Source organism: Vibrio sp. Vb1755, from assembly GCF_033338635.1.
Classification (GTDB): Bacteria; Pseudomonadota; Gammaproteobacteria; order Enterobacterales; family Vibrionaceae; genus Vibrio; species Vibrio alginolyticus.
In genome coordinates, this window is sequence record NZ_JAWOTA010000117.1 from 1 (window position 1) to 1514 (window position 1514).

The window sequence follows — 1514 nt, forward strand, 5'->3', positions numbered from 1 at the left end:
CATTTAAAAACCAGCAATATGGAATTTAAAACCAAAAATTAAATACAAAAATGCCAACCAAAATAAAAACCACTAAAAATACAACCGATCACGACATTTAACCGAAGTTAACGAATTTGCATCTTTGCCGTAAGATTGTCATAACTAATGGCTGGAAAATTTGTAAGGATGCAAAATGAGTAAGCTGTACGTTGGATCAGAAGTTGGTCAACTTAGACGAGTACTTTTAAACCGCCCAGAGCGTGCCCTCACCCACCTCACGCCGTCAAACTGTCATGAGCTATTGTTTGATGACGTACTTGCTGTAGAAGCCGCGGGTGAAGAGCATGATGCTTTTGCTCGAACCTTAAGAGAGCAAGATGTTGAAGTACTTCTGCTCCACGATTTACTGGTGGAAACCCTAGCCGTTCCAGAGGCAAAACAGTGGCTGTTGAACACGCAGATTTCTGACTTCCGCTACGGGCCAACCTTCGCTCGCGATTTACGCCAATACCTTTTGGAAATGGACGACGAACACCTCGCGACTATTTTGCTTGGCGGCTTAGCCTATTCTGAGTTACCTATTCAATCTTCTTCGATGCTACCGAAGATGAAGCGCCCACTGGATTTCGTGATCGAACCACTACCAAACCATCTATTTACCCGCGACACCTCATGTTGGGTATATGGCGGTGTATCACTCAACCCAATGATGATGCCTGCGCGCCAGCGCGAAACAAACCATTTACGCGCTATCTATCGCTGGCACCCGATCTTTGCAGGCCAAGACTTCATTAAATATTTTGGTGATGATGATCTGCATTACGACAACGCAAACGTTGAAGGCGGAGACGTACTGGTGATCGGTAAAGGCGCGGTATTGATTGGCATGTCTGAGCGCACCACGCCACAAGGGGTAGAAAACTTAGCGGCAAGCCTGTTTAAAGCAGGGCAAGCGAGCGAAGTGATCGCCATTGACCTGCCTAAGCACCGCTCTTGTATGCACTTAGATACGGTCATGACACATATGGATGTGGATACTTTCTCAGTCTACCCAGAAATCATGCGCAAGGATCTGGATACATGGCGTCTGACCCCGAAAGGCACAGACGGTGAAATGCATGTCGAAGCGTCACACAACTACCTACACGCGATTGAATCCGCTCTTGGTCTTGATCAGCTTAAAATCATCACCACAGGCGGTGACAGCTACGAAGCAGAGCGCGAGCAATGGAATGACGCGAACAACGTGCTGACTGTAAAACCAGGCGTTGTGATTGGTTACGAGCGCAACGTCTACACCAACGAGAAATACGACAAAGCTGGCATCCAAGTGCTGACCGTTCCTGGTAACGAATTGGGCCGTGGTCGTGGTGGTGCTCGCTGTATGAGCTGTCCAATAGAACGAGACGATATATAGCCGATTCACCTTTTACATTAAGTGAATAAAAACTAAGGTTGATGTGAATGCATCAACCTTTTTTAGTTTTACTTTAAAATAATTATTCACAAATAAAGCATTTATATGTTTTAAT

At 45.6% G+C, this 1514-nt stretch carries 1 protein-coding gene; it reads left to right on the plus strand.

Annotation, left to right across the window (positions count from 1 at the left end):
* The first annotated feature begins 175 nt into the window (after positions 1-175).
* Positions 176-1399 (plus strand): arginine deiminase, encoded by a 1224-nt coding sequence (gene arcA / locus R7E00_RS23100; RefSeq protein WP_005455102.1) that lies wholly within the window; start codon positions 176-178, stop codon positions 1397-1399.
* The last annotated feature ends 115 nt before the right edge of the window (positions 1400-1514 follow it).